Annotated in this window: 8 protein-coding genes; 4 read left to right on the top strand and 4 right to left on the bottom strand. The window is 59.8% G+C overall.

The window, feature by feature from the left end; genetic code table 11:
* Positions 1–37: 37 nt before the first annotated feature.
* Both ACRESJ_RS29405 and ACRESJ_RS29400 read right to left on the bottom strand, forming a co-directional pair.
* The gene (locus tag ACRESJ_RS29405) at positions 38–658 is read right to left on the bottom strand and encodes a LysE family translocator (RefSeq protein WP_431761017.1); all 621 of its coding nucleotides are present in this window, start codon (positions 656–658) and stop codon (positions 38–40) included.
* Between the two features lie 110 nt (positions 659–768).
* A complete protein-coding gene (locus tag ACRESJ_RS29400; protein ID WP_431761016.1) occupies positions 769–1,665 on the bottom strand; it encodes a DMT family transporter in 897 nt (298 codons plus the stop codon).
* Between the two features lie 89 nt (positions 1,666–1,754).
* Here ACRESJ_RS29400 and ACRESJ_RS29395 point away from each other — a divergent pair, with 89 nt between their 5' ends.
* Positions 1,755–3,086, top strand: a complete 1,332-nt coding sequence (locus ACRESJ_RS29395) for a PLP-dependent aminotransferase family protein (RefSeq protein ID WP_431761015.1) — start codon at positions 1,755–1,757, stop codon at positions 3,084–3,086.
* 92 nt (positions 3,087–3,178) lie between these two features.
* Positions 3,179–3,766, top strand: a complete 588-nt coding sequence (locus ACRESJ_RS29390; RefSeq protein WP_431761014.1) for a LysE family translocator — start codon at positions 3,179–3,181, stop codon at positions 3,764–3,766.
* 8 nt (positions 3,767–3,774) lie between these two features.
* Here ACRESJ_RS29390 and ACRESJ_RS29385 read toward each other — a convergent pair whose 3' ends face one another.
* Positions 3,775–4,608 (bottom strand): helix-turn-helix domain-containing protein, encoded by an 834-nt coding sequence (locus ACRESJ_RS29385; RefSeq protein WP_431761013.1) that lies wholly within the window; start codon positions 4,606–4,608, stop codon positions 3,775–3,777.
* A 33-nt stretch (positions 4,609–4,641) separates the two neighbouring features.
* Complete coding sequence (locus ACRESJ_RS29380) at positions 4,642–5,148, bottom strand: VOC family protein (RefSeq protein ID WP_431761012.1); 507 nt, start codon at positions 5,146–5,148, stop codon at positions 4,642–4,644.
* 363 nt (positions 5,149–5,511) lie between these two features.
* On the opposite strand from ACRESJ_RS29380, the gene ACRESJ_RS29375 reads away from it, so the two are divergent.
* Together ACRESJ_RS29375 and ACRESJ_RS29370 are read left to right on the top strand one after the other, a co-directional pair.
* Positions 5,512–5,760 carry a transmembrane sensor/regulator PpyR gene (locus ACRESJ_RS29375; protein ID WP_431761011.1) on the top strand — a complete coding sequence of 83 codons (249 nt, stop codon included), beginning with the start codon at positions 5,512–5,514 and terminating at the stop codon, positions 5,758–5,760.
* Positions 5,760–6,914, top strand: a complete 1,155-nt coding sequence (locus tag ACRESJ_RS29370) for an NnrS family protein (protein ID WP_431761010.1) — start codon at positions 5,760–5,762, stop codon at positions 6,912–6,914. The genes ACRESJ_RS29375 and ACRESJ_RS29370 overlap by 1 nt, the downstream gene beginning before the upstream one ends.
* Positions 6,915–7,148 lie beyond the last annotated feature (234 nt).

Below are 7,148 nucleotides of genomic sequence, written 5' to 3'. Positions count from 1 at the left end.
GCCTGCGGCAGCTCCTGCATAGAAATGGGGTTCGGGCTCAAGCGCGACGTGCCATCAGCAACACCGAAGCCGCCCCCGTCAGCAACCCCGCGCAGCAGCGGTTGAACATCCGCTTGCCCGACGGTTTTGCGAACCAGCGGCGCATGTGCAGGCCCATGTAGGCGTATGCCGCGATGGCGATCCATTCCAGCACCAGGAACAGTGCGCCCAGCACCGCGAATTGTGGCGTGATGGCGCGGGTGGAATCGACGAATTGAGGCAGGAACGCGGTGAAGATCAGGATCGCCTTCGGGTTACCCGCCGCCACCAGAAACTCCTGCCGGGCCAATGCCAGCATGCCTGCGGGCGCGCCAGTCACCACGTTATCTACACCGGGGTCCGCTCGCCACAATTGCCAGGCGAGGTAGAACAGATAGGCGGCGCCCAGAATCTTGATCCCATAGAACAGCAGCTCAGAGGTTTGCAGCACCACGGTCAGGCCCGCCGAGGCGAGGGCGATCATCCCGGCGAACGCCAGCAGGCGGCCGATCCCGGCGAGGCACGCGGTACGGTAGCCATAACGGGTGGAGTTGCTGACCGACAGCAAGTTGTTCGGACCCGGTGCCATGTTCAGCGCGAAGCAGGCCGGAAGAAAGAGTGTGAGGGTGGCGAGATCCATGACCAGGCTCCTGTTGCGAGACCGGTATTTTTATCACAAGAGCCGATACCCATGACCCATACAGTCATGGGTGTAAATTGCCGTACACGGGGGAGCGAATGTCATGCCCATCACTTGGCGAATTTCTTCGCACCGACGACGCAGAGGATCACTGCGACCGTCACACCGAGCATGCCAAGGCTGACCTGTTCGTGCAGCAAGGTCGCCGCCAGTGCCAGGCCAAAGAAAGGCTGAAGCAACTGCAGCTGGCCGACGGCGGCGATCCCGCCCTGGGCCAGCCCGCGATACCAGAAGACGAAGCCGATCAACATGCTGAACAGCGAAACGTAGGCCAGGCTGAACCACGCGGGCGTGCTGATTGCACCGAACGACGCCGGCATCCGCCACCACGTCAGCGCGGCCATGACCGGCAACGCCAGCACCAGCGCCCAGGAGATCACCTGCCAACCGCCGAGCGAGCGGGACAACTTAGCGCCTTCGGCATATCCGAGGCCGCAGGCCAGGATCGCCAACAGCATCAGGATGTCGCCTTGTGGCGAAGCGGTCAGGCCTTGAGACAAGGCGAACCCGACCACCAGCAGACTGCCCAATATCGAGAAAATCCAGAATACCGGTCGCGGGCGTTCGCCACCTCGCAACACGCCGAACACCGCGGTGGCGAGAGGCAGCAGGCCGACGTACACGATCGAATGCGCAGACGTTACATACTGCAATGCCAGGGCCGTCAGCAATGGAAACCCTACCACCACACCGAGCGCGACGATGATCAGCGGCACAAGCTGAGGGCGCGCCGGACGTCGCTCCTTGAACATCAGCAACAGACACAGCGCCAGCATCGCGGCGATGGTGGCGCGGGCCACGGTCAGGAATACCGGATCGAATTCAAGCACCGCCACCCGTGTTGCCGGGAGCGAACCGCTGAAAATCACTACGCCGATCAGGCCATTGATCCAGCCGCTGGCATTGCCTTCCAGCGTCCGGTTTTGCAGGTTCGAGGTCCGTTCCATTTGCTTCACGCTCATTGTCTGGTTGCATGAAAGTCATCGTAGGGTTGACTATCGAGACAATCAAAAAATTGTCATGGATACATCGCGACATGCCTCGATCCCGCTACAAGAGCCTGGTAGACAACTTCGCCGCCGACATTCGCTCGGGCCGTTTGCCGCCGGGGACGCGCCTGCCGACTCACCGCCAGCTCGCCACTGAGCAAGGGTTGGCGCTGGTCACTGCCAGCCGGGTATATGCCGAGCTCGAAAGGATGGGGCTGGTCAGCGGCGAAACCGGTCGCGGGACTTTTGTGCGGGAGACGTCACTGCCGCCTGGCCAAGGCATTTCCCAGTCGGTGGTAGCGGCGGGAATGATTGACCTCAACTTCAATTACCCGTCATTGCCCGGTCAAGCGGACCTGCTACGCAATGCGTTACGTCAGCTTGCGTTGTCCGGCGACCTGGAGTCGTTGCTGCGTTACCAGCCCCACGCGGGGCGCCTGCATGAGCGGGCCTCGGTCGCTCGCCATCTGGTTGATCGCGGCCTGAATGTTCCCGCCGAACAGGTGTTGATCGTCAGTGGCGCTCAACATGGCCTGGCGGTGGTGATGATGACGCTGCTCAAGCCTGGCGATGTGATCGCCGCCGACGCGCTGACTTATCCGGGGTTCAAGACGCTGGCCGAAACGCTGCACCTTGAAGTCCTGCCCATTCCCGTCACGGACAAAGGCCCCGATTTATCAGCCCTGGACACACTGTGCCGCAGTCGTCCAGTGCGCGCCGTGTACTCGATGCCGACCATGCACAACCCCCTGGGCTGGGTGATGGGCGCGGATCAGCGTAAACGCCTGGTGGCCATTGCTCGCCAGCATGACCTGACGATCATCGAAGACGCGGCCTATGCTTTTCTCGCCGACAACGCGCCACCGCCTCTGGCGCAAATGGCCCCGGAAAGAACCGTGTACGTATCCGGTTTATCAAAAAACATCGCCACCGGATTGCGCGTCGGGTTTGTGGCCGCACCGTCCCGATGGATCGCGGGTTTTGAACGCACCATCATGGCGACCACCTGGAACACGCCGGGCGTGATGACGGCCATTGCCACGGCCTGGCTCGACGACGGCACCGTCCAAAAACTGGAAGCGCACAAGCGTGCGGACGCCCAAGCCCGGCAAACCTTGGCCCGCGAGGTATTGGCGGGGCTCAAGGTCATCAGCCATCCGTCTTCATATTTCATCTGGCTGCCGTTGCAGGAGGACGCCCGGGCCGATCAGATCGCCATGGCATTGATGCGCGAACAGGTGTCGGTGTCGCCCGCCGAACCCTTTGCGATCACCGCCCATGTACCCCACGCTATTCGCCTGGCATTAGGTTCGGTGGATATGGATTCACTGCGCGCCGCGTTGGTGAAGGTGAAAAGGGTGGTGAGCTACTACTCATAGCCGGCTGCCCAAAGGGTAGTTTTCTTCAATACGCCCACCGCAGGCCTCTTTACCTTGGGGCCTGGTTCAATTGACTTGAGAGCAGGTGTGCGATGAGTTTGATCATGTCCATGGCCGCGTTTGCGTTGGCCGCTTCAATTACGCCGGGCCCGGTGAATATCGTGGCGTTGAGTTCCGGGGCGCGGTTTGGCTTCAAGGCCAGTCAGCGACATGTGGCCGGGGCGACCCTGGGGTTTGTGTTGCTGCTGGTGCTGATGGGGCTTGGTATGCATGAGTTGTTGCAGCTTTGGCCGGCCATGACTCAGGTGGTGCAGTGGGCCGGCGTGGCGTTCCTGCTGTACATGGCTTTCAAACTGGCTGCCGATAACGGCAAGCTTGAAACCCAGGATTCGGGCCGTGCGCCGTCGATGATGTATGGCGCGGTGATGCAATGGCTCAATCCCAAGGCCTGGCTGGCGTGTGTGGCTGGCATGGGCGCATTTGTCGCCGATGGCGAGGCACGTCTGGTCTGGCAGTTCGCGGCGGTTTACCTGGTGATCTGCTATGTGTCGGTCGGTTGCTGGGCATACGCCGGGACGTTTTTGCGCGGCTATCTGAACAACCCGGCAGGCATGCGCTGGTTCAACCGGGTCATGGCGTCGTTACTGGCAGTGAGTGCGGTGTACCTGGTGTTGCCCTAATCACTTTTTCAGCCGCGATATTGCCCAGGCGTCGCCGCCAGATGCTGCTTGAACGCCCGTTGGAAATGCGCCTGATCGGCAAATCCCGCTTCCAGTGCCACGTCGGCGATCAGCTTGCCGTTGCGTAGCTGGTCCTGGGCGAACTGAATACGCCGGTTGACCAGGAACGCGTGGGGTGTCATGCCGTAATGCTGCTTGAACGCGCGGATCAAGTACGACGGTGACAATTGGGCCGCTTCGCAAATGTCTTCGAGCTTGAGGACTTGCGTGCAGTGCTCGCGAATGAAATCGGCAGCGCGTTCAAGCTTGAAGTTCGGTTCGCGCAGCGGTGGTTCGGCCGGGTTGAGTCGCAGCTGCACGTCACTGAAAAACTCAACGGCCGCGCTGTGCTTGCCCATCACGTCCTGTTGTTGATCGACCAGCACTTCATACAAATCCTTGAGGCCGGTAAACAAGCCTTCGTCCTGACTGTGGGTGGTCGCGAAGCGGCGAAACGCCAGGTCATCGCTGAACCCCAGTTGATGCTGCAAGTCGGTAAGCCATGCGCTATCGACGTACAGCATCAGGTACGACCAGGGCTGGTTATCGATCGGGTTGCAGGCGTGGACATCGCCAGGATTCATCAACACGACAGTGCCGGCACCGACCTCCCATTGCGATTGCTCATGGATGTAGGTACTGCGTCCGGCAGTGATCGCACCGATGGAAAAATGCTCGTGGGAATGCCGGGTGTAACAGACCTCGCGCCCGTCGGCGATTGCACGGGCTTCGATGAAGGGCAGGGCGTCATCGCGCCAGAACTGCGGGGCCTTGTCGGGCCCCCTGGACTTGGAGAGCTTCATGGTCAGTCCTTGAGAGATCAGCCACGCAGTGTATTAGCTCTCACCGTTAAAGGCTTGTTGCAACGCGGCGATATCGAGCTTTTTCATCTCCATCATTGCGGCCATCGCGCGTTGGGATTTTGTCGTGTCAGGGTCCTTGAGCATTTCCATCATCACCACCGGCACAATCTGCCAGGACACACCGTATTTGTCCTTGAGCCAGCCACATTGCTGCGCCTCAGCCGGTCCGCCATCGGACAGCCGTCCCCAGAAGTGATCGACTTCCTCCTGCGTCTGGCAGTTGACCTGAAGCGAGATCGCCTCGTTGAACTTGAAATTCGGACCTCCGTTGAGGCCGGTGAATGTATGTCCGTCGAGTTCGAAGCTGACCGTCAATACTGAGCCCTCCGGATGACCATGGACCTCCTGACCGGCCTTGCCATAGTGCGTGATGGCGGTGATCTTCGAATGATCGAATATCGCGCAATAGAATTTCGCGGCCTCTTCGGCCTGGCTATCGAACCACAGGCAGGGCGTGATTTTGTTTTGAGCGTGGAGCATGGCGGGTCTCCTTGGCAGGTTTTAGCATGCTGGATTATCAGCGTAGCCAGCCTGTGCGTGTCTGGTGCTGCCGTAGATCGCCTCACCTGTAGGAGCGAGCTTGCACGCGATGGTGGTTAACGATACCGCGTGTTAATTGGATAAACGCGGTGCTCTCAAGTCCATCGCGAGCAAGCTCGCTCCTACAACCTCTCTAATCGATCATGATAGTCATAATGACATCTATCCGTGTCTATACGACCAGATGTTGGTGGAGTCTATATGACATGTTTTCTTTCAAGATGCTGATTTATAGGGGCTGAATATCTGGCACGAGACTTGATACCTCTCCCGTACAACTGAACTGCTACAGGAGTACGGTAAATGTTCCATTTCTTCAGCAATCCTCAGAATGTTCTGCAACTTTCCAACCAAGTGCTTGGCGTTGGCCTAGCGATGCTGCTGGCCGGTATCTACGGCGCTTACCTGTACGGCGGCCATCTGTCGATCCTGGCGCAGGTGTCGTTGCATGCCATGACCATCATCGGGCCAACCCTGCTGAAAATCGGCTATGTCATGCGCCTGCTGTCCCAACATCGGTTGAGTAAACCAACGTCCGTGGCGATGGCCTGATGCGCAAACTGGCTGCTTTACCACTCTTCAGTCTTGGGTTTCGCCCGTTCTTTCTGGCGGGGGCTACGTTCGCTGCGCTGGCGATAGCGATCTGGGCCCTGTGGTTGTACGGCCGATTGCCCGGTGCGCAACCGGTGGGCGGCATGCTCGCCTGGCATAGACACGAAATGCCTTTCGGCTTTGCCGTGGCAATCATTGCTGGATTCTTGCTGACGGCAGTGCCGAACTGGACCGGTCGACCTGGGCTCAGGGGCTGGTGGTTGATCGGGCTGGTGGCGGTCTGGCTGTTGGCTCGACTGGCATGGTTACTCCCCGTTTCTCCTGTGTTGTTGCTGCTGTTGCAGATTCCCTTCCTGCCGTTGTTGGCGTGGTTTCTGGGTCGTGACCTGGTGGCCGCCGGCAAGCGCGATAACTATCCGATCTTGCTGATGATCACGCTGTTGGCCGGGTGTCAGGCCCTGACGCTTTGGGGCTTGTGGATCGACGACGTCGGCCTGCAACGGCGTGGTGTGCTGGCTGCGTTGTGGCTGGTGGCTGCGCTGATGAGTGTGATCGGCGGACGAGTGATTCCGTTCTTTATCCAGCGTGGTTTGAATCGTCCGGCGGTGCCCGCGGCCAACCCATGGCCGACCCGGGTCCTGATGGTAAGCGGCTTGTTTGTAGCGCTGACATTCGCCCTCGGCTTGCATGACGTGCCCAGGCTTTGGTTGGGAGCGGTGTTTGTGCTGATGAGCGCTTTGCATCTGTTTCGTCTGTGGCGTTGGCATGACCGGGGCATGTGGCGTGTGCCGCTGTTGTGGTCGTTGTATCTGTCTTATGTCTGGCTGGTGGTGGCGGTTTTTGCCATGGCGTTGTGGCATGCGGGCCTGATGTCGCAACAGAGCTTGGCGACTCATTCGCTGGCGGTGGGGGGGATTGGTGGGTTGGTGTTGGCGATGATTGCTCGGGTCAGTTTGGGGCATACGGGGCGGCCGTTGTTGCCGTCGAGAGCGATAGTTGTGGGGTTTGGGCTTGTTCTGCTGGCGGGGTTGTTGCGGGTGTTTCTGGTGCCGTTTTCCGGGTTTGGTCTGGGGGCGTCGGCGTTGCTTTGGTGTTTGGCGTTTGGGGTGTTTTTGGCGCGTTATACCGGGGTTTTGGTTGGGCCTCGGGTGTAGTTGCGTTGTGTTGTGTTGTGTTGTGTACATATCCGTTGCTGCAGTAACGGCGGCTTATGGTTTCGCCCTGACGGCCGACTCCCTTGGGCAAACGCCCCAAAGGAAGCAAAGGTCTCGCCCCTTTCGTACGGCCCCTCGCTAAAGCTCGGGGTTCCTTCGCTCCGGCATTCATCCGGGGGCATCGCCCTCCGGTTGGCTTCGCTGGCACCTACATGCGATGAGTTCGACTGCGTC

It is taken from the genome of Pseudomonas sp., from assembly GCF_050739655.1.
Lineage (GTDB): Bacteria > Pseudomonadota > Gammaproteobacteria > Pseudomonadales > Pseudomonadaceae > Aquipseudomonas.
The sequence above is the reverse complement of the archived record's forward strand: the minus strand, read 5'-3'. Positions and strand labels throughout refer to the sequence as shown.